Source organism: Enterobacter cloacae complex sp. 402C9 (assembly GCF_050030745.1).
In the GTDB taxonomy this organism is placed as follows: Bacteria; Pseudomonadota; Gammaproteobacteria; order Enterobacterales; family Enterobacteriaceae; genus Enterobacter; species Enterobacter intestinihominis.
Genome location: NZ_JBLGUW010000001.1, coordinates 1,545,891 through 1,563,524, shown reverse-complemented (window position 1 = coordinate 1,563,524; position 17,634 = coordinate 1,545,891). Strand labels below are relative to the sequence as shown.

Sequence of the window (17,634 nt, the reverse complement as noted above, 5' to 3'; positions counted from 1 at the left end):
CCTTATACCGTCAGGACTACGCAACTGTCCGCATCCCAGCACAGGCTCACTTCGTCGCCCCAGGTTGGCTGTCCCTTGCGATACCGGTGTTCGTTCTGTAACTGGGCGCTGAGCATCTGCCCGCTTTTCAGGCGGACATGGTAAATCGACAGATCGCCGAGATAGGCGATGTGTACCACTTCGCCCACGGCAAAGTTATAGCCATCGGCGGGCGGCTCATCGCAAAGCATGATTTTTTCCGGGCGCAGGGCAACGTAAACCGGCACGTTGTCCACCACGGAATTATCAGAATCAACCTTAAGCGGGTGCACCAGCCCCGGCGATTCAATCACCAGACCGTCTTCCTGGCGTTCCTTCAGCAGCCCTTCGAAGACGTTTACCGAGCCGATGAACTCCGCGCTGTAGCGGGTTGTCGGGTGTTCGTAAATCTCCTCCGGCTCGCCTATCTGCACGAACTTACCGCGATTCATGATCGCAATGCGCCCGGCCATGGTCATCGCCTCTTCCTGGTCGTGCGTCACCATCACGCAGGTCACCCCTACGCGCTCAAGGATATCCACCACTTCCAGCTGCATCCGGTCGCGCAGCTTTTTATCCAGCGCGCCCATCGGCTCGTCGAGCAGGAGTAATTTCGGCCGTTTGGCCAGACTTCTTGCCAGCGCCACGCGCTGACGCTGGCCGCCGGAAAGCTGATGCGGCTTACGCTTCGCGAACTCCTGCATGTGCACCAGGCTCAGCATCTCCGCCACGCGCGCGGTGATTTCGGCTTTCGGCAGTTTGTCCTGCTTCAGGCCGAAGGCGATGTTCTGCTCGACAGTCATGTGCGGGAACAGGGCATAGGACTGGAACATCATGTTAATGGGCCGCTGGTACGGCGGCACGCTGGAGAGGTCTACCCCATCCAGCACGATCTGCCCGGCGGTAGGTTGTTCAAACCCGGCCAGCATGCGCAGCAGGGTCGATTTACCGCAGCCAGATGCGCCGAGCAAAGCAAATATTTCACCTTTGTAGATCGTCAGGCTGACATCGTCCACGGCATGCTGGCCGTCGAAGGATTTGGTGAGGTTACGAATTTCAAGAAGCGGGGTCAGCGCTTTACGGACTTTCGCCTGCGGGCGGGGGATCGCGTCATTCACGGGGTGCTCTCCGGCATAGATCAACACTGGTGCAAACGCACCGTCAGGGTGCGTATCGCCGGGCGGCGCTAACGCTTGCCCGGCCTACGGGATTTGTCGGCCCGGTAAGCGACAGCGCCACCGGGCAACGATATCAAACGCCGTTACTTACCGCTTTTCACCTTCGTCCACGCGCGGGTACGCACACGGTCAATTTTCGGTTCCTGCACTTTCAGGGTGAAGAGCTTGGCAAACACATCGGCTGGCGGGTAGATCGCCGGATTATTGCGGATTTCTTCGCTCACCAGCGGCACGGAGGCCTTGTTACCGTTGGCGTAGTAGACGTGGTCGCTGATGTGGGCAATCACTTCCGGACGCATCAGGTAGTTGAGGAACTGATACGCTTCCTCTTTGTTTTTCGCATCAGCCGGCATCGCGAAGACGTCGAAGAACGCCAGCGCCCCCTCCTTCGGAATGAAGTAGGAAACATTCACACCGTTTTTCGCCTCTTTCGCACGGTTCGCTGCCTGCCAGACGTCACCCGCCCAGCCAATGGCCACGCAGATATCCCCGTTAGCCAGGTCGTTGATGTACTGAGAGGAGTGGAAGTAGCGAATATTCGGACGCAGCTTCAATAGCAGGTCGGTCGCCGGACCGGTGTAGTCGTCGGCCTTGCTGCTGTTTGGATCTTTGCCGAGATAGTTAAGCACGGTGGCGAAAATCTCTTCCGGCGCATCGAGGAAAGAGACGCCGCAGCTTTTCAGCTTCTCGAGATTTTCCGGCTTCAGCACCACGTCCCAGCTGTCCAGTTTGACGTCCGGGCCCAGCGCCGCTTTGACTTTATCCACGTTAAAGCCAATACCAGTGGTCGCCCACAGGTAAGGCATGGCGTATTTGTTGTCCGGATCATGCTTCGCCACCAGCTTCAGCACTTCCGGATCGAGGTTTTTCCAGTTCGATAACTTGTTCTTGTCCAGCGGCTGGAAGACACCGGCGGTCAGCTGACGCTCCAGGAAGCTTGCAGAGGGCACCACCAGGTCGAAACCGGTACTGCCCGCCATCAGTTTGCCTTCCAGTACTTCGTTGGAATCGAATACGTCGTAGACAACCTTAATGCCGGTCTCTTTTTCAAAATTCGCGACGGTGTCCGGCGCAATATAGTCAGACCAGTTATAGACGTGCAGCGTTTTTTGTTCCGCAGCGAGCGTGCCGGCAGAGACGGCCATCAGAGCACCCGCAACCAGACCCGATAACCATTTTTTATTCAAGGCGATCATATTGTTATTCCTTCTGAAAGCTCGTTAACAAACGAACCAAAACTGTGCAGCCTGAAGATATGCAATATTCATGCATAGTTTGTCGCTCTGCCCGAAATAAAATACACCCCTCTTCCCGGCAGGTTCCGCTCGCTTTTTTAAGCACCGCAAGAATAACTGTAGCCCGTGTCTCCGGCTATAGCCCAGACGAAAAAACGCCTTTTATCAATTTTTTATGCAGATTATGTCTACGTGATAAGCCGAAACGGCCTGAGAGGAGGTGAAAAATTCTTTAAAGAAAGGTTAAAAGCAGCAGAAAAAGCGGTGTTATGCAGCCGCTCTGGTAGCGACTGCGCAAAAGTCAGACAGGCTTAGTGGAGAAAATTGGAAGATGCATCATTATTCTCGGCATCATCTTCCGCGCTATACAGCAGGTGATGTGCGTTGGCTTCCATCATTACCATGGAAATTTGCTCTTCGCTCAGGCGCATAAACCAGGCGAACTGTTTGAAGGAGAGCCCCGCGCCGGAGAATAAAGACTGGCAAACCACCAGCTTCGGCAGATTATCATCCTGTATGTCGAGAAACGCTTTCACGGTCAAAGAACTGGCGTTAATCGCTGACAGATCGGATGCCAGTGCAAGCAGCGCTGAAGGCTTCACTTCAGCCAGCGCCGAGAACAGGATCACGTCGTTAATCAGATCGATTTTGGCATCAAAAATACCATCGAAATTTTGCATGTGAGGCAGATGCAGCGCCTGGCAGGAGTCGCATTCGAAAAAAGTAATACCGGCATCATCGAGCCATTGACGTAACGTATCCAGTGTAGGTACGACCTGTAAATCCATCGCTGTGCAGCCTCTTAAATAAAAACGTTGTCCAGCTTACGCAAAAAGTGCGCGCCGATCCATTTAACCGCCCGTTTTCAGGCAAAATCCCGGCGTCGCATGGCGTTCAATCCATGCGATCATTTTACCTGCAATATCGACGCCTGTGGTTTTTTCCACCCCTTCCAGCCCCGGCGAGGCGTTAACTTCCATCACCAGCGGCCCGCGGTCGGCACGCAGCAGATCGACCCCCGCCACGTCCAGGCCCAGCGTCTGCGCCGCTTTCACCGCAATCTCGCGCTCGCGCTCGCTGATAAGGGCCACCCGCGCGATACCGCCGCGGTGCAGGTTAGAGCGGAAGTCGCCCTCTTTCGCCTGCCGCTCTATGGCGGCCACCACTTCATCGCCCACCACAAAGCAGCGGATGTCGCACCCTTTGGCCTCTTTAATATACTCCTGCACCAGAATATGGGCATTCAGACCGCGAAAGGCGTCAATCACGCTTTCCGCCGCCTGACGCGTCTCCGCCAGTACCACCCCAATACCCTGCGTGCCTTCCACCAGCTTAATGACCAACGGCGCACCACCCACCATGTCGATTAAATCGCTGGTGTCGTCCGGGGAGTGAGCAATCCCGGTGACGGGCAAATCGATCCCCTGGCGCGCCAGCAGCTGCAGCGAGCGCAGCTTATCGCGGGCGCGTGAGATCGCCACGGACTCGTTGAGCGGATAGCTTCCCAGCATTTCAAACTGGCGCAGCGCGGCCGTGCCGTAATAGGTGATCTGGGAGCCAATGCGGGGAATTACCGCATCAAAATGCGGGAGTTTGCGGCCTTTGTAATGAATCGACGACGCCGCAGGGTCGATGTTCATATAGCAGGACATCGGATCGAGGATCTCAACCTGATGTCCGCGTTTCGCCGCCGCTTCTCGCAGGCGTTTACATGAATAGAGCGTTCCATCCCGGGACAATATGGCAATTTTCACCCTGCACCTCTCTAAAGACATGGGAAAAGCCTGCCTATCATACACGAGGCGCAGGAGGAAGGGACTATCGCGTTGCCCAGCCCTGTTTGTGCAGGTAATCAAGAATGAACGGGCGGTTTTCTTTAATGATGGTGCGACGAATATGGTCGCTCCAGGTATCGCGGCGGTTGTTGCTGTCGCGCGTCAGATAGTAGTTCGCCAGCTCTTCATCGTATTGATGCAGAACGTCCTGATCGACCGGCTGGTAGTGGTTTTCATGCACCAGCATCGCAGCAGGAATACGCGGCTTCAGATCCGGGTTATCCGCCGGCCAGCCGAGGCACAGACCAAACAGCGGCAACACGTGTTTCGGCAGCTTCAGCAGTTGCGTCACGCTTTCGATGTTATTACGCAGCCCGCCGATATAGACGCCGCCAAGCCCCAGCGATTCCGCCGCCGTGAACGCGTTTTGCGCCATCAATGCCGTATCCACCACGCCCAGCAGCAGCTGTTCCGCCAGCCCCAGCTCCGCCTCAGGACAGATTTGCAGGTGACGGTTAAAATCGGCGCAGAACACCCAGAACTCAGCCGCCTGGGCAACGTGCTTTTGTCCGCCCGTCAGCGTTACCAGCTGTTCACGCATCGCCGGATCGGTGATGCGGATAATGGAGCTGCACTGCAAAAAGCTGGAGCTGGAGGTGCCTCTTGCGCTGTCGATGATCGCGTCCCGCTGCGCCTGGGTGATCGGCTCATCGGTGAAATGGCGAATGGAACGGTGGGAACGAAGCAGGTCAATGGTTGGCGTCATTTTGTCTCTCTTTGTATTGCGTAAAACGTATGGCAGCCAGTATAGGCAATGATCCACCTGATGTAATTGGCGAAACATAGCCTGACTGTATCAAAGTGACAGGTGAAACCTTCTTTCCATGACGGCAGGTTATCGTGCACTATAGGGATTATTCGCCGTCAGGCTTGTTTTTTGAGGAGAGAGAAATGTTTGCAGTAATTTTTGGTCGTCCAGGATGCCCTTACTGTGTGCGCGCGAAAGAGCTGGCTGAGAAACTGACTGAAGAACGTGATGATTTCAACTTCCGTTACGTGGATATCCACGCGGAAGGCATCAGCAAAGCCGATCTGGAAAAAACCGTGGGTAAACCGGTTGAAACCGTGCCGCAGATCTTCCTCGATCAGAAACACATCGGCGGCTGCACCGATTTCGAAGCGTACGCCAAAGAGCACCTGGGCCTGTTTGCCGCTCAGTAATGCTAAGACGCCCTCACCCTGAGGGCGTTTTTATTTATGATGCTTCCGCTGTTGCAGCAGGCTGCGCATAAATAAGAAACAGAGCGCCCCCAGCGCACACCAGAAAACGCCACTTAGTAGCCACGCCACTTCCTGCCAGACGCTTCTCGACGAGAGAAACAGCACGCGCATCAGAAGCAGGCAGAGGGGCGCCGCAAGGATGGCCCCCAGCAGCGGCATTATCACCTCGCCTTTGCGCGAGAGAAAACTGGCCACTACCCCCGGCAGGATAAAGAACAACAGGCCCAGCTCGGGATGACCGGACGCTCTGAAGGCGCCCTTAACATTAAAAGCAAGCGACATGCAAACGACCGTAAACAGCAAAAAGCAGCTGATTACGCCAACCCAGTTTCGTTTAAAGTTCAAACTATCCTCCTGACTTATCTCTATCAAATACAAAAATCGTCCGGTGGACGCCCAGTCAGATAAAGCATTGCGGCAATCCTTGCCAAAGCACGCACACAAGTCGTGCGATAATAGGTGGCTGTCGGTAGCTATTACGATTAAACTAACCGCCTGCTAGTGTTTAGGGTATTTATCAGGAAGCAGGGAGGTGCAAAGTGATTCCCTGACTCTGAAAACAGTAGCCCAAATAGTCCTTTCATTCAACAACTTACTGGTAAACAAGAAGTTAGCCTCCGTGAATATAAACGTCGCAGACTTGTTAAATGGGAATTACATCCTGTTATTATTTGTGGTACTGGCACTGGGCCTTTGTCTGGGTAAATTGCGCCTGGGTTCAGTTCAACTTGGTAATTCCATTGGCGTTTTAGTCGTCTCCCTGTTATTAGGTCAGCAACATTTCAGTATTAACACGGACGCGCTTAACTTAGGTTTCATGCTGTTTATTTTTTGCGTAGGCGTGGAAGCCGGTCCGAACTTTTTTTCCATTTTCTTCCGAGACGGCAAAAATTATCTGATGCTGGCGCTGGTGATGGTCGGCAGCGCCCTGCTGATTACGTTAGGGCTGGGCAAACTGTTTGGCTGGGACATCGGCTTAACGGCCGGCATGCTGGCAGGCTCGATGACCTCCACGCCGGTGCTTGTTGGCGCGGGGGATACGCTTCGTCATTCAGGCATGGAAGGCACGCAGCTTTCCGCCGCGCTGGATAACCTGAGCCTGGGCTATGCCCTGACCTATCTGATTGGTCTGGTGAGCCTGATTGTTGGCGCGCGCTATCTGCCAAAACTTCAGCATCAGGATCTCCAGACCAGCGCCCAAACCATTGCCCGAGAGCGTGGTCTGGATACGGACTCCAAACGTAAAGTATACCTGCCGGTGATCCGCGCATACCGCGTCGGTCCGGAACTGGTTGCCTGGACCGACGGGAAAAACCTGCGCGAGCTGGGGATCTACCGTCAGACCGGCTGCTACATCGAACGTATCCGTCGTAACGGCATTCTGGCAAACCCGGACGGTGACGCGGTGCTCCAGATGGGCGATGACATCGCCCTTGTTGGCTACCCGGACGCCCACGCGCGTCTCGATCCGAGCTTCCGTAACGGGAAAGAGGTATTTGACCGCGACCTGCTGGACATGCGTATCGTCACCGAAGAGATTGTGGTGAAAAACCACAACGCCGTGGGCCGCCGTCTGGCACAGCTGAAGCTGACCGACCACGGTTGTTTCCTCAACCGCGTGATCCGCAGCCAGATTGAAATGCCTATCGACGATAACGTGGTGCTTAATAAAGGCGATGTGTTGCAGGTCAGCGGCGATGCCCGACGTGTTAAAACCGTTGCCGACCGTATCGGCTTTATCTCGATTCACAGTCAGGTGACGGACCTGTTAGCCTTCTGCGCCTTCTTCATTGTTGGCCTGATGATCGGAATGATCACCTTCCAGTTCAGTAACTTTAGCTTCGGCATCGGTAACGCTGCCGGTCTGCTGTTCGCCGGGATCATGCTGGGCTTCCTGCGAGCGAACCATCCCACCTTCGGCTACATCCCTCAGGGAGCGCTGAACATGGTGAAAGAGTTCGGTCTGATGGTCTTTATGGCGGGTGTCGGCTTAAGCGCCGGGAGCGGCATTGGCAATGGCCTGGGTGCGGTCGGCTGGCAAATGTTGGTTTCCGGACTTATCGTCAGCCTGGTACCGGTAGTCATCTGCTTCCTGTTCGGCGCCTACGTGCTCCGCATGAACCGCGCCCTGCTCTTCGGCGCGATGATGGGCGCGCGCACCTGCGCACCGGCAATGGAGATCATCAGCGACACCGCGCGCAGCAACATCCCGGCGCTGGGCTATGCAGGCACCTACGCCATCGCAAACGTGCTGTTGACGCTGGCAGGTACGCTGATCATCATTATCTGGCCAGGACTCGGATAAATCTCAAGTTTGGGTGTGGCGCAAAAAATTTTCGTTACGCGCAGAACTTTTTACGCAGGGTGCAGTCATAACTAGTGCCACTGCTTTTCTTTGATGTCCCCAATTTGTGGAGCCCATCAACCCCGCCATTTTTGGTTCAAGGTTGATGGGTTTTTTGTTCCCTGAAATTAATACCCTTCCCTATCAATTACTTATAACACTACCTTATTTTCCATGGCGGTATAGCTGATCTTCTTGCGCGGTTAAATTTTGCCTGGTCAATATCTTGAAAGAACAACGATTGAGCGTAGATATGATCGGGTTTGAACTTCGATACAGGCAGCTGGCATAAGCTGGAACGAATTAATCCACCTGATGACAGGAAAAGGAATGAAGGCTTCATCCGGGGATAGCGGCAGAAGTCTACATAAAGCTCGCTCACCACTCCAATTTCGGAATCGCTCTTCTGAAACCGGAATTTATTTAGGTCCCATGTATGCGTTCACATATCGCGTGCAATAGTATTGAGGTTATTGACGGTGGATATCACTACCCTTGCCCGTAAATGGGGCTCAAGACTACTTAAGGCCGTCTGGTTTGTGTTAATTAGCTTCCTGGCAGGACGTATGCTGGGTCCTTCAACAGCTTATATTAACCACGACGTTGCGACTGCTATTTGCGGCTTCATCTATGGTGATATTAATGCGGAGACAATGTACGAAACATATACAAATATTGTTATTTTGATTCTGTTAACATCTGCAACGATCGTCTGTCTCATAACATTGAAGATATTCAACAAAACCAGGAATCATTAATCTTCTAATCCCGCCCTGTCTGTGGCTCAAAGACGACGGCTCAACGTAGTGGTACTTCTCTAAGGGCATTTATTTGCCCTTATTGCCCTTCCCTCACTCGCCACAAACATATATGATTTAGTGTATATGAAAAAAACCACGCAGGATCGCCAGATGCTTCACCCCGTTCAGCTCTTCAAAACCCTCTCCGACGAAACGCGGCTCTCCATCGTCATGCTTCTGCGTGAGGCGGGCGAGTTGTGCGTCTGCGATCTCTGCTCCGCTACCAACGAGCCGCAGCCGAAAGTCTCCCGCCATATGGCATTGCTGCGTGAGGCCGGGCTGGCCATCGACCGTCGCGAGGGTAAGTGGATCTACTACCGTCTCTCTCCCAACATGCCTGCATGGGCGGCAACCGTTATCGACACCAGCTGGAACTGCCTGCGAGAAGAGACACGTATGAAGCTGAAAAACCGCCTCCCGGGCTCGTGCTGACCACAACACATTCACAAAAACAGATATAACGGAGTAAAAGATGTTTCTGGCAGGGGCTATTTTTCTGTTTACGCTGGTACTGGTGATCTGGCAGCCCAAAGGGCTCAGTATCGGCTGGAGTGCCACCATTGGCGCCGCGCTGGCGCTGGCGAGCGGTGTGATCCACGTTAACGATATTCCGGTGGTCTGGAACATCGTCTGGAATGCGACGGCCACGTTTATCGCGGTAATCGTTATCAGTTTGCTGCTGGATGAGTCCGGTTTTTTCGAGTGGGCGGCGCTGCACGTTGCTCGCTGGGGAAACGGTCGCGGGCGGTTGCTGTTTACCTGGATCGTGCTGCTGGGTGCGGCCGTGGCGGCGCTGTTCGCCAATGACGGTGCGGCATTGATCCTGACACCTATCGTTATCGCCATGCTGCTGGCGCTGGGGTTCAGCAAGCAGGCCACGCTGGCGTTCGTGATGGCGGCGGGATTTATCGCCGATACCGCCAGCCTGCCGCTGATTGTCTCCAATCTGGTCAACATCGTCTCAGCGGACTTCTTTAAGCTGGGCTTTAGCGAATACGCCTCGGTGATGATCCCGGTTGATATCGCCGCAATTGCCGCGACGCTGGTGATGCTGCATCTGTTCTTCCGCAAGGAAATACCGCCGGAATATGACCTGGCAAAACTCCGCGAGCCCGCACGGGCCATTCACGACCTGCCGACGTTCAGAACGGGCTGGATCGTGCTGCTGCTACTGCTCGTCGGTTTCTTTGTGCTTGAACCTCTGGGTATCCCGGTCAGCGCTATCGCAACAACTGGCGCGCTGATTTTATTTGCCGTTGCGAAACGCGGGCACGCCATTAACACCGGGAAAGTGCTGCGCGGCGCACCCTGGCAGATCGTTATCTTTTCGCTGGGGATGTATCTGGTGGTGTATGGCCTGCGTAATGCCGGGCTGACGGAGTCTCTTTCAGGCGTTCTTGATCGCTTAGCCGGACACGGACTCTGGGCCACTACGCTGGGAACCGGATTTATCACCGCCTTTCTGTCATCCATAATGAACAATATGCCAACGGTATTGATCGGCGCGCTCTCCATTGAGAGTAGTGCGGCAACAGGTTTGATTAAGGAGGCGATGATTTACGCTAACGTGATTGGCTGCGATCTGGGGCCGAAAATCACCCCCATCGGTAGCCTGGCTACCCTGCTATGGCTTCATGTGCTGGCACAGAAAAACATGACCATTACCTGGGGCTACTATTTCAGGACGGGCATCATAATGACGCTGCCGGTTCTGTTTGTGACGCTCGCCGCGCTGGCGCTACGTCTCTCCTTCACACTGTAATGAGTAACGGATATGAGCAACATCACTATCTACCACAACCCGGCCTGCGGCACGTCGCGCAATACGCTGGAGATGATCCGCAACAGCGGTACGGAACCCGAAATTATTCTCTATCTTGAGAACCCACCGTCGCGTGATGAACTGACCAGGCTGATTGCAGACATGGGGATTCCCGTGTGCGATCTGCTGCGCAAAAACGTCGAGCCTTACGAGCAACTGGGCCTTGCCGGGGGAAATTTCACCGATGACCAGCTTATTGATTTCATGCTGCTATACCCCATTCTGATTAACCGTCCGATTGTGGTGACGCCGCTGGGTACCCGCCTGTGCCGCCCTTCTGAAGTCGTTCTCGACATCCTTCCGGACGAGCAAAAAGGGGCATTTACAAAAGAAGATGGCGAAGTCGTCGTTGACGCCAGCGGGAAAAAAATCTCCTGACATCAGGCGTGGCCGGGGCGAGCGCTATCAGACGGTATCCTCGCCTGCAATCCGTCCCACTATCGCCCGGATCTCCTCCCGGGTTAACGGCGACCGGTCGGTTACAAAATGCAGCGTCATCCCCTCGATAAACGCATCCAGCGCACGGGCGGTGGCCGGATCAAACCACTGCTCAAGCGTAGTCTGGCTCATCTTCATCCAGTCCTGCATCACCGTTTTCAGCGCGGCGCTGCGGTGCATAAAAGCGTACAGCTGATACATCAGCGCCATATTGTGTGGCGTGGTCACGGCTGAACTGTGGATCAGCGTGGTAATGGCCTCGCACGCCCTCTCCCGCCCGGTCACCCCCGCGAAGAAATCCCGGTACTGCTGAGACATCTGCTGCGTAAACCACGTGAACGCCTCCTCCAGAAGCGACTCCATCCCGTCGAAATAGTAGGTCATCGACCCCAGCGGTACGCCTGCACAGGTGGCAATTTTGCGGTGCGTGACGGCATGAATACCGTGCTCAGCAATGGTGTCCAACGTCGCCTGGAGTATCTTCTCGCGGCGGTTAGGGTCGTTTGGTGGTCTGCTCATAAAATCCTCATCCGGTTTATGTACAAATGTACACAAAGTTGCTAGTGTTGTCGCTATTGTTGTACTTCTGGTGCTGATCCCAATGACGCTAACTTCTCCTCGCAAAGCCCTGCATCTGCGCATGTGGGCGCTGTTTATGTTCTTCTTCATCCCCGGGCTGCTGATGGCTTCCTGGGCAACGCGCACCCCGGCAATCCGCGATACGCTATCCGTCTCGACGGCGGAGATGGGGATCGTGCTGTTTGGCCTGTCGATTGGCTCGATGAGCGGCATCCTCTGCTCGGCCTGGCTGGTGAAGCGCTTTGGCACGCGCGCGGTGATCCGTACCACCATGTGCTGCGCCGTGGTGGGAATGTTCGCTTTGAGCGTGGCGCTGTGGTTCGCCTCGCCGCTGATGTTTGCCCTTGGGCTGATGGTATTTGGCGGCAGCTTTGGTGCGGCTGAAGTGGCCATTAACGTCGAGGGGGCCGCCGTCGAACAGGCGATGAACAAAACGGTGCTGCCCATGATGCATGGCTTTTACAGTCTCGGCACGCTGGCGGGCGCGGGCGTGGGGATGGCGCTGACGGCGCTGGGCATTGCGGCCAATGTGCACATTTTGCTGGCGGCGCTGGTCTGTATTATCCCGATCCTCACCGGCATCAGGGCTATTCCCGCAGGCACAGGACAACACGCCTCGGACGAACAGAAGTCTGCGGCAAAAGGGTTGCCCTTCTATCGTGATTTCCAGCTAATGCTGATTGGCGTGGTGGTGCTGGCGATGGCATTTGCTGAAGGCTCCGCCAACGACTGGCTACCGTTGCTGATGGTGGACGGGCACGGATTTAGCCCCACCTCCGGCTCGCTGATCTACGCTGGATTTACGCTCGGCATGACCGTCGGACGCTTTACCGGCGGCTGGTTTATCGACCGTTACAGCCGCGTGGCGGTCGTCCGTGCCAGCGCCCTGCTGGGTGGGCTGGGCATCGCGATGATCATCTTTGTGGATGTGGACTGGATTGCCGGTGTGTCGGTGATCCTGTGGGGGCTGGGCGCCTCCCTTGGCTTCCCGCTGACCATTTCCGCTGCCAGCGATACCGGTCCCGATGCGCCGACGCGCGTGAGCGTTGTGGCGACCACGGGCTACCTTGCCTTCCTGGTGGGGCCACCGTTGCTTGGATTCCTCGGTGAGCACTACGGGTTGCGCAGCGCCATGCTGGTGGTGTTAGGGTTAGTGATTATTGCCGCCCTGGTGGCGCGTGCGGTGGCAAAACCGGAAGCAGAACAAACGACAATGGAGAAGGGATATGAGCGTTAAACTGATTGCAGTCGACATGGATGGCTCCTTCCTGAGCGATGCGAAAACCTATAATCGCGCGCGTTTTCTGGCGCAGTACGCGCGCATGAAAGCGCAAGGCATCCGTTTTGTGGTCGCCAGCGGAAACCAGTACTACCAGCTGATCTCATTTTTCCCCGAGATCGCCCATGAAATCGCCTTCGTCGCCGAAAACGGCGGCTGGGTGGTGGATGCGGGCGAAGACGTGTTTAACGGCGAACTGTCGAAAGAGCATTTTCTGACCGTCGCCACCCTGTTAAACGACGTGCCCGGCATTGAGATAATTGCCTGCGGAAAAAACAGCGCCTACACGCTGAAAACGTATAACGACCTCTTCAAAGAGATTGCGGCGAAATACTATCACCGCCTTGAAAGCGTCAGCAGCTTTGACAACCTCAACGATATTTTCTTCAAGTTCGGGCTTAACGTCTCTGACGACGAAATACCGCGCATTCAGGCGCTGCTGCATGAGAAGCTTGGCGACATCATGGTGCCGGTGACCACGGGTCACGGCAGTATCGACCTGATAATCCCTGGCGTGCACAAAGCTAACGGCCTGCGGATCCTGCAAGCGCGCTGGGGCATTGAGGACAGTGAAGTGGTGGCCTTTGGCGACAGCGGTAACGACGTGGAGATGCTGCGCCAGGCTGGGTTTGGCTTCGCGATGGCCAACGCCAGACCGCATATAAAGGCTGTGGCCCGCTATGAAGCGCCGAACAATAATGACGAAGGGGTGCTGGACGTGATTGATATGGTGCTGGAGGGGAAGGCGCCGTTTAATTGATTCCGTGCGCTCTGGTGCCTTCACCCTAACCCTCTCCCACAGGGCTGAGGGTTCCCCACAAAATAATGCCTGCACAGATGGCCCCCTCTCCCTTGAGGGAGAGGGCTGGGGTGAGGGGGAACATACGGCTCTGGTGGTCATTCCGTTCACTTTATGTTCCTTGCTACTCTGTCACGACATGACCGGTGAACGTGCCAGGGTGGCTCAGTCGCCACCACCCTGGCGACCCGGGCTTCCGGCGGAAAATCGCCGCTTCGCGGTGCCTTCGGCTTATTCCTTCCGGCTTATCGGGGACGGGCGGAGGTAACATCCCTGTAAAGCCCGCCCTCTCGGCGCATCCCTGCGCCTCGCCCCGGCCTACAGGAAACGCCTCAGCGATTTACAGCCGGACCGAGGCATCGCTGAAAGCCCTCAGTTATTCTGAGGCGACGTTATCGCTTTTGCTTTCAAATTACTGGGGATCCCTCAGCCCACAGGGAGAGGGAACTGTCCCGAGCTCGCCCAACGGGGAGAGGGAATAAGGATTACGGTTGCAGTGCGCTTCCGACGCGTTTGTCCTTCAGGAACACCACCATCAGCCCTACCCACAGCACACCGTTTGCGAGGTTGAACAGGCTGAACAGCCCGTTACCGCCGAAAGCATAGGCATGTTTGCTCACCTCAATACCGACGGTGAAAATCAGCATTTGCAGCATCCCCATCGCGGCAGACACCGTGCCTTTACTCATTTCACTGGCGAACAGCGTCAGGCGCACCAGGCCAGCATTCGCCACGCCGATACCAAACGCGTAAACACTCAGCCCCGCCGTCATCCACAGGTACGCATGAGACGAGGCTACGGTCGCCACCGCCGCGATAATCAGCCCTGCCGCTATGGGCCAGCCGCCCAAAATAATCAGCGAACGCACGGTACGGCGCGACGTCAGACGCGCCAGCACCAGGTTACCGATAATCAGCGCGCCAAAAATCGGCACCTGTAACAGGCCATACTCATAGCTGCTAAGCTGTTCGCCGCTGATGATAATGACCGGCGACTGGGCAATCCACGCCAGCAGCGGCAGGCTGACAAAGCCCGTCGCCAATGCGCCCGCGACAAAACGGCCATTTTTCAGCACCGCCTTATAATCCCGCCCCAGCTCTTTAAGCGAGAGCTTTTCGCCCAGGCGGGTGGCGGTTTCCGGCATCGCACGGTGCAGGCCAAAGAAAGAGATAGCCGCAAGCGCGGCAAAGAGGACGAACATCCCCTCCCACGGCGCGACGTGAACCCATGCGGCTCCCACCAGCGGCCCAAGAAGCGGTGCAATCAGCGCCACGTTTGCCATCAGCGCGGTAATTTTGATACACACCGCCTCCTCAAACGACTCCTGAATAGCGGCATAGCCCACGGCGCCAATAAAGCACAGGCTCACGCCCTGAAGGAAACGCAGCAGCGTGAACTGCTCAATACTCTGCGCCAGCAGCGTGGCGAGACAGGTGACGATAAACCACACTACGCCCGTCAGCATCACCGGACGGCGGCCAATACGATCCGACAGCGGCCCTAACAGCCACTGTAAAAACATGCCGCCCGCCAGATAGGCGGTCATGGATGTCGGCACCCACTCAATACCTGCGTTGTACTGCTCAACCACAGCCAGCATGCCGGGCTGGATCATGTCGTTGCCGATGTAGGTAGAGAATTCGTAAAGCACCAGACACAGAGGAAAAAGTAACGCCTGACGACCCAGACGATTACCGGAAGAAGAACGGTTTATCATGCAATCTCTTTAGTATGAAAAAATCGCGATGAGTGTAATGAATTACCGCTGTCTGAGATAGCAAATTAACGTGAAAAAACAGAAATAACGCACTTATCGTTGTTGTTTAAGGTTTCCTTAAGTTGCCCTCCCTATGATAGTGCTATTTCACGTTATTGACCGAAACTATGACACACGCCGTCAGCCCTTCAGAATTATCTAAGTTACCGACAAATAAGACAAAACGTCTTTACCGTTTGCCTGCCCGCTTTTATGGTTATCAACTTTTCGTGCTTATTGCCCTTGCGGTGCTTTTTACCTGGCTTTCGCGCGATGAATCGCTTGACCGATGGATAACCGGTTTCTGGTATGACGCAGCGACGCATCATTTTCCGCTACAGCAAAACCCGCTGCTGGATCTGCTGAACCATCGGCTGGCGAAATATGTGACCATTGTTATCGCTGCCGCATCGCTGATATACGGCGCTTACAAACGCAATGCCCGACTGGTAACGGCCGCGCTTCTGATGGGGCTGGGTGCGCTGGTAGTAGGGGTGCTGAAAAGCATAAGCCACCACAGCTGTCCGTGGGATCTGGTGGAATATGGCGGCAGGTCCGTTTCGTATCCCCTGTTCAGCGCCGTTCCGGCAGACAGCGGACCGGGACGCTGCTTTCCCGGCGGCCACGCCTCCAGCGGGTTTATGGTGATGGGGCTGTTTTTTGCCTTCTGGCGTGAACGTCCGCGCCTGGCATGGTCCTTTGTCGCGTCAGGCGTTGTTATGGGGCTGGTGATGGGCTTCGGGCAGGTCATGCGCGGCGCGCATTTTTTCTCTCACAACCTGTGGGCCGGGTGGTGGGTCTGGTTTTCCCAGGTGCTGGTTTACGGGCTGGTTTCCGCCCGGTTTGCTAAAGAGTAACGAGATTATGTTAGAAAATCTGAACTACGAACTGTTTTACCTGCTCAACGCCACGCCGTCGTCACCGGAATGGATGATCGATCTCGCCACCTTCATTGCGAAAGATTTGATTAGCATTGTACCGGCGCTGGCGGTGATCCTCTGGTTATGGGGACCTCGTACACAGGTCATCGCCCAGCGCCATCTGGTGATCAAAATGGCAATGGCAATTGGCGTGAGCGTGCTGGCAAGCTACGTGCTGGGTCACGCCTTCCCGCACGATCGTCCGTTTGTCGATCGCGTCGGCTACAACTTCCTGCACCATGCGCCGGATGACTCGTTCCCGAGCGATCACGGCACGGTGATCTTCACCTTTGCGCTGGCCTTCCTGTTCTGGCATCGCCTGTGGTCCGGCATGGTGCTGATGGGCGTGGCAGTAGCCATCGCCTGGTCCCGCGTCTACCTGGGGGTGCACTGGCCGCTGGATATGGTCGGCGGTTTCCTGGTGGGGCTGATGGGCTGCGTCAGCGCAGCCATCCTGTGGAGCCTCTTTGGCCCGGCGCTTTATCGTGCATTATCACAGGCCTATCGCGTTCTGTTTGCTCTTCCGATCCGCAAAGGCTGGATACGTGACTAACCCCGGTCCGTCAGGTTACACTTGAGCCCCCGCCCTGCGGGGGCTCACTTTTTTAGCCCGAGGATCTATGGAAACACGTCGCGATGACCGCATTGCTCAGCTGCTTCAGGCGCTGAAGCGCAGCGATAAGCTGCATCTTAAGGAAGCCGCTTCCCTGCTTGGCGTGTCTGAAATGACCATTCGTCGCGATCTGAACAGCGACAGCGCCCCCGTTGTGCTGCTTGGCGGGTATATTGTTCTGGAGCCGCGTAGCGCCAGCCATTATCTGTTAAGCGATCAAAAAACACGCCTGGTGGAAGAGAAGCGCAAAGCCGCGCGGCTCGCCGCCTCGCTGGTGCAGCCGCATCAAACGTTGTTTTTTGACTGCGGTACGACAACCCCGTGGATCATCGAGGCCATCGACAGCACCGTTCCCTTTACCGCCGTCTGTTATTCGCTAAATACCTTCCTGGCTTTGCAGGAGAAACCAGCATGCCGGGTGATTTTGTGTGGCGGCGAGTTTCATGCCAGCAACGCCATCTTCAAGCCGCTGAATATTCAGGACACGCTGAGCAATGTATGCCCTGATATCGCCTTTTACTCTGCGGCGGGCGTGAATGTGAAACAGGGGGCAACCTGTTTTAATCTTGAAGAGTTACCGGTGAAACAGTGGGCGCTCAACGCCGCGCAGCAGCATGTGCTGGTGGTTGATCACAGTAAATTTGGCAAGGTCCGTCCGGCAAGGATGGGAGAACTGTCGCGCTTTGACGCCATCGTCAGTGATTGCCGCCCGGATGACGAGCTGGTGGCATACGCGAAAGCGCAGCAGGTGAAGTTGATGTATTGAGGTTATGCCGGGTGGCGGCTTCGCCTTACC

General features: G+C 55.6%; 18 protein-coding genes. 10 read left to right on the top strand and 8 right to left on the bottom strand.

Annotated elements, in window-relative coordinates; genetic code table 11:
* Positions 1-2: 2 nt before the first annotated feature.
* From potG to nfsA, 5 genes are all read right to left on the bottom strand, one after another.
* Positions 3-1,136, bottom strand: coding sequence for a putrescine ABC transporter ATP-binding subunit PotG (gene potG, locus ACQG1K_RS07425; RefSeq protein ID WP_006809449.1), 1,134 nt, complete (start codon positions 1,134-1,136; stop codon positions 3-5).
* A 143-nt stretch (positions 1,137-1,279) separates the two neighbouring features.
* Positions 1,280-2,392 (bottom strand): spermidine/putrescine ABC transporter substrate-binding protein PotF, encoded by a 1,113-nt coding sequence (gene potF / locus ACQG1K_RS07420; protein WP_022647572.1) that lies wholly within the window; start codon positions 2,390-2,392, stop codon positions 1,280-1,282.
* 350 nt (positions 2,393-2,742) lie between these two features.
* Positions 2,743-3,219 (bottom strand): YbjN domain-containing protein, encoded by a 477-nt coding sequence (locus ACQG1K_RS07415; protein WP_022647571.1) that lies wholly within the window; start codon positions 3,217-3,219, stop codon positions 2,743-2,745.
* A gap of 63 nt (positions 3,220-3,282) precedes the next feature.
* Positions 3,283-4,185: a 30S ribosomal protein S6--L-glutamate ligase gene (rimK, locus tag ACQG1K_RS07410; RefSeq protein WP_032621711.1), complete on the bottom strand. Its 903-nt coding sequence runs from the start codon at positions 4,183-4,185 to the stop codon at positions 3,283-3,285.
* Positions 4,186-4,249: 64 nt separating this feature from the next.
* Entirely contained in the window at positions 4,250-4,972 is a 723-nt protein-coding gene (gene nfsA, locus ACQG1K_RS07405; RefSeq protein ID WP_023299683.1) for a nitroreductase NfsA, read from the bottom strand.
* A 185-nt stretch (positions 4,973-5,157) separates the two neighbouring features.
* Between nfsA and ACQG1K_RS07400 the strand changes: the two genes are divergently transcribed.
* On the top strand, positions 5,158-5,427 hold the full coding sequence (locus ACQG1K_RS07400; RefSeq protein WP_014169305.1) for a GrxA family glutaredoxin: 270 nt from the start codon (positions 5,158-5,160) through the stop codon (positions 5,425-5,427).
* A 30-nt stretch (positions 5,428-5,457) separates the two neighbouring features.
* On the opposite strand, the gene ACQG1K_RS07395 is transcribed toward ACQG1K_RS07400, so the two are convergent.
* A complete protein-coding gene (locus ACQG1K_RS07395) occupies positions 5,458-5,832 on the bottom strand; it encodes an inner membrane protein YbjM (RefSeq protein ID WP_367074679.1) in 375 nt (124 codons plus the stop codon).
* A 274-nt stretch (positions 5,833-6,106) separates the two neighbouring features.
* Here ACQG1K_RS07395 and ACQG1K_RS07390 point away from each other — a divergent pair, with 274 nt between their 5' ends.
* From ACQG1K_RS07390 to arsC, 4 genes are all read left to right on the top strand, one after another.
* On the top strand, positions 6,107-7,792 hold the full coding sequence (locus tag ACQG1K_RS07390; protein ID WP_367074678.1) for an aspartate:alanine antiporter: 1,686 nt from the start codon (positions 6,107-6,109) through the stop codon (positions 7,790-7,792).
* Between the two features lie 950 nt (positions 7,793-8,742).
* The gene (locus ACQG1K_RS07385; RefSeq protein ID WP_015571018.1) at positions 8,743-9,063 is read left to right on the top strand and encodes a metalloregulator ArsR/SmtB family transcription factor; all 321 of its coding nucleotides are present in this window, start codon (positions 8,743-8,745) and stop codon (positions 9,061-9,063) included.
* Positions 9,064-9,103: 40 nt separating this feature from the next.
* Complete coding sequence (locus ACQG1K_RS07380) at positions 9,104-10,393, top strand: arsenic transporter (protein WP_063149647.1); 1,290 nt, start codon at positions 9,104-9,106, stop codon at positions 10,391-10,393.
* A 12-nt stretch (positions 10,394-10,405) separates the two neighbouring features.
* Positions 10,406-10,831, top strand: coding sequence for a glutaredoxin-dependent arsenate reductase (gene arsC / locus ACQG1K_RS07375; protein WP_105322590.1), 426 nt, complete (start codon positions 10,406-10,408; stop codon positions 10,829-10,831).
* Between the two features lie 27 nt (positions 10,832-10,858).
* Here arsC and ACQG1K_RS07370 read toward each other — a convergent pair whose 3' ends face one another.
* Positions 10,859-11,410 carry a TetR/AcrR family transcriptional regulator gene (locus ACQG1K_RS07370; protein WP_032624580.1) on the bottom strand — a complete coding sequence of 184 codons (552 nt, stop codon included), beginning with the start codon at positions 11,408-11,410 and terminating at the stop codon, positions 10,859-10,861.
* An 82-nt stretch (positions 11,411-11,492) separates the two neighbouring features.
* Between ACQG1K_RS07370 and ACQG1K_RS07365 the strand changes: the two genes are divergently transcribed.
* Complete coding sequence (locus ACQG1K_RS07365) at positions 11,493-12,707, top strand: MFS transporter (protein WP_023299676.1); 1,215 nt, start codon at positions 11,493-11,495, stop codon at positions 12,705-12,707.
* A complete protein-coding gene (locus ACQG1K_RS07360) occupies positions 12,697-13,509 on the top strand; it encodes a Cof-type HAD-IIB family hydrolase (protein ID WP_022647558.1) in 813 nt (270 codons plus the stop codon). The genes ACQG1K_RS07365 and ACQG1K_RS07360 overlap by 11 nt, the downstream gene beginning before the upstream one ends.
* A gap of 524 nt (positions 13,510-14,033) precedes the next feature.
* Here the strand turns inward: ACQG1K_RS07360 and ACQG1K_RS07355 are convergent.
* Positions 14,034-15,266: an MFS transporter gene (locus tag ACQG1K_RS07355; protein WP_022647557.1), complete on the bottom strand. Its 1,233-nt coding sequence runs from the start codon at positions 15,264-15,266 to the stop codon at positions 14,034-14,036.
* Between the two features lie 167 nt (positions 15,267-15,433).
* Between ACQG1K_RS07355 and ACQG1K_RS07350 the strand changes: the two genes are divergently transcribed.
* The 3 genes from ACQG1K_RS07350 (at position 15,434) to deoR (ending at position 17,604) form a co-directional block, all read left to right on the top strand.
* Positions 15,434-16,162 (top strand): phosphatase PAP2 family protein, encoded by a 729-nt coding sequence (locus tag ACQG1K_RS07350; RefSeq protein WP_032624581.1) that lies wholly within the window; start codon positions 15,434-15,436, stop codon positions 16,160-16,162.
* A 7-nt stretch (positions 16,163-16,169) separates the two neighbouring features.
* Positions 16,170-16,778: an undecaprenyl-diphosphate phosphatase gene (ybjG, locus tag ACQG1K_RS07345; protein WP_367074676.1), complete on the top strand. Its 609-nt coding sequence runs from the start codon at positions 16,170-16,172 to the stop codon at positions 16,776-16,778.
* Between the two features lie 67 nt (positions 16,779-16,845).
* Positions 16,846-17,604, top strand: a complete 759-nt coding sequence (gene deoR / locus ACQG1K_RS07340) for a DNA-binding transcriptional repressor DeoR (RefSeq protein WP_022647554.1) — start codon at positions 16,846-16,848, stop codon at positions 17,602-17,604.
* The last annotated feature ends 30 nt before the right edge of the window (positions 17,605-17,634 follow it).

What these genes read in the sequence shown, in the direction of transcription:
- ACQG1K_RS07350 (WP_032624581.1), top strand. Translation starts at nt 15,434, where the DNA reads ATGACACACGCCGTCAGCCCTTCAGAATTATCTAAGTTACCGACAAAT.
- nfsA (WP_023299683.1), bottom strand. Translation starts at nt 4,972, where the DNA reads ATGACGCCAACCATTGACCTGCTTCGTTCCCACCGTTCCATTCGCCAT.
- ACQG1K_RS07355 (WP_022647557.1), bottom strand. Translation starts at nt 15,266, where the DNA reads ATGATAAACCGTTCTTCTTCCGGTAATCGTCTGGGTCGTCAGGCGTTA.
- ACQG1K_RS07360 (WP_022647558.1), top strand. Translation starts at nt 12,697, where the DNA reads ATGAGCGTTAAACTGATTGCAGTCGACATGGATGGCTCCTTCCTGAGC.
- ACQG1K_RS07380 (WP_063149647.1), top strand. Translation starts at nt 9,104, where the DNA reads ATGTTTCTGGCAGGGGCTATTTTTCTGTTTACGCTGGTACTGGTGATC.
- potF (WP_022647572.1), bottom strand. Translation starts at nt 2,392, where the DNA reads ATGATCGCCTTGAATAAAAAATGGTTATCGGGTCTGGTTGCGGGTGCT.
- arsC (WP_105322590.1), top strand. Translation starts at nt 10,406, where the DNA reads ATGAGCAACATCACTATCTACCACAACCCGGCCTGCGGCACGTCGCGC.
- ACQG1K_RS07415 (WP_022647571.1), bottom strand. Translation starts at nt 3,219, where the DNA reads ATGGATTTACAGGTCGTACCTACACTGGATACGTTACGTCAATGGCTC.
- ACQG1K_RS07365 (WP_023299676.1), top strand. Translation starts at nt 11,493, where the DNA reads ATGACGCTAACTTCTCCTCGCAAAGCCCTGCATCTGCGCATGTGGGCG.
- deoR (WP_022647554.1), top strand. Translation starts at nt 16,846, where the DNA reads ATGGAAACACGTCGCGATGACCGCATTGCTCAGCTGCTTCAGGCGCTG.
- ACQG1K_RS07370 (WP_032624580.1), bottom strand. Translation starts at nt 11,410, where the DNA reads ATGAGCAGACCACCAAACGACCCTAACCGCCGCGAGAAGATACTCCAG.
- ACQG1K_RS07400 (WP_014169305.1), top strand. Translation starts at nt 5,158, where the DNA reads ATGTTTGCAGTAATTTTTGGTCGTCCAGGATGCCCTTACTGTGTGCGC.
- ACQG1K_RS07385 (WP_015571018.1), top strand. Translation starts at nt 8,743, where the DNA reads ATGCTTCACCCCGTTCAGCTCTTCAAAACCCTCTCCGACGAAACGCGG.
- ybjG (WP_367074676.1), top strand. Translation starts at nt 16,170, where the DNA reads ATGTTAGAAAATCTGAACTACGAACTGTTTTACCTGCTCAACGCCACG.